This is a genomic window from Endozoicomonas sp. SESOKO1 (genome assembly GCF_024606265.1).
Taxonomy (GTDB): Bacteria; Pseudomonadota; Gammaproteobacteria; order Pseudomonadales; family Endozoicomonadaceae; genus Endozoicomonas.
In genome coordinates, this window is record NZ_JAHHPP010000313.1 from 1 (window position 1) to 2,036 (window position 2,036).

The 2,036-nt window shown below is 49.9% G+C and carries 2 protein-coding genes; both read right to left on the reverse strand.

What is annotated here, in order from left to right:
• On the reverse strand, positions 1 to 1,091 hold a 1,091-nt coding region (locus KDK13_RS14015), incomplete at its 3' end, for a hypothetical protein (RefSeq protein WP_257285596.1).
• A 231-nt stretch (positions 1,092 to 1,322) separates the two neighbouring features.
• Positions 1,323 to 2,036: polyprenyl synthetase family protein (locus KDK13_RS14020; RefSeq protein ID WP_257285597.1), on the reverse strand; the 714-nt coding region annotated here is incomplete at its 5' end.

Below are 2,036 nucleotides of genomic sequence, written 5' to 3' on the forward strand. Positions count from 1 at the left end.
GTGCCGATATGCCAGGCCGAATCGACACCTTCAGGAATAGTGGCGAACACCTTGGCCGATGATTCACAGAAATGGCTGGCCACCCAGGCCAGTAACTTTTCCCGATGCCGGCCAAGGTAATAGTTGCCATTGCCTGTTTCTTCGATGATGGTCCTGAGATCAAGGGACTGTTCTCCGCTTGTCTGCAGTAGATGATTGACTGGTTTAAAGAGCGTGCTTTCAAGCGTCCCCGTTCTCTCTGAAGTCAGTTCAAAGGGGGCAATAACGTCGGTTTCCCATGCCTGTACGCCCAGTTTTTTCAGGGTTGCACTGAGCTGGTCAGACCACCCGGACGAGAGTTTACGCAGGATGGTACAGGCATTGACTGACAGTGGTGCATCAGCAAGAAATCGCCGGGTAAGGTTATCACCCAGATTGCCCGGTGCCAGTGGGTCATCGATATGAGGAAGCCCCAGAGGCTCACAGAAAAGATTGTGCAAGCTGTGCATCCAGTGAACCTCCATGTCTGGTGGTATATCAACCAACCTCTCCCGTTGCAGCTCAAGCAGGAAAGACTGGACAAATTGATCAAACAGCTCATTTCTGACATTGAAGAGCTTCCCGTCCAGCCCTCCCCGGGAGGCTTCCAAATTAAGAAAACTCCGGGTAAAGCGGCCGTGAATACCGGGAGCGCACTCCATAATCTCGCTCACGCACTCATGAAGTATCCCGGCGATGTAATTCTGGTTGTCAACATATTCTGGATCGTGTTGTTGATCCCTGAGTTGCATGACTAACTGTCGAATCTGGAAGCGTGTCTCACGATACAGGGTGACCATGCTGTTTTTAATATGTTCAGGCGGTGATTCCATATGCTCATAAAAACTATCTAATGATTCATCGTATTGATGATTAACGTAGGGGTGTATCAGTTGTTTCATCTCCTCAATATCATTCAGGAAACGGGATTTTATCTCAGGAAAGGCAGCGTGGGTTTCCAGTTCCTCGTAACAATGAACCCCGGGCAATTCAATATATTCTGGCTGATGGGCAACCGTTGGTATTGGTGGCTTTTCAGAAGCAGTATCCGGTTGCCAGGGTTGGAAAAGCATTGAATTGATTTCTGTATTTAACGGAAGCATGAATTTGTCCAATGTCCTATTTGTTTGGACAAATTCGACTTCAAAATAGTGGAAAAGTTGCATGTGTCAGAAAAAAAACGGGGGCAGATCTTTCTGGAGGCTTCGGCGAACCTGGCTTTTGTCCAGCCATAAAAAAAGGGCCGGTATTCACAAAATACCGGCCACTTTTCTTGAAAGGGTTCGCCTTGCAATAAATGTTGTTTAATGGCTTCTGACAACCGCAAAGTCTGCAAGGTCTGCCATAGCACTGCGATACTCACCTTCAGGCAATAAGTTCAGGCAGCGTTTTGCTTTGGCTGTGTATTCCCGGGCTTTAGCGGCAGTGTACTGAACTGCTCCACAGCTGCGAACCGCTTCCACAACCGCTGCAATATTGTCCCGTCCGCCTTGCTCAATCGCTTCCCTTACCAGTGCCTTCTGTTCACTGGTGCCATGCTTCAGGGTATAAATCAGCGGCAATGTCGGTTTGCCTTCCGCCAGGTCATCCCCAAGGTTTTTGCCCATGGTTTCAGCATCGCCGTTATAGTCCAGCAGATCATCCACCAATTGGAAGGCAATGCCGAGATAATTGCCGTAGTCAGCCATATTTTTTTCCAGTTCCGGGCTGGCTTTGCTCAGCACGGCGGCGGTCTGGCTGGAGGCCTGGAACAGCATGGCGGTTTTGCAGCGAATGACTTCCATGTAGTCATCTTCAGTCACATCAGCATCATTGATGTTCATCAGCTGCATGACCTCACCCTCGGCAATGACATTGGTGGCATCGGCCAGAATATGCAGCAGTTTGAAGCTTTCCAGCCCCACCATCATCTGGAATGCGCGGGAATAGAGAAAATCACCCACCAGGACGCTGGGTGCGTTGCCCCACAGGGCGTTGACAGTGTCTTTGCCCCGGCGCAGGTCTGACTGATCCACGAC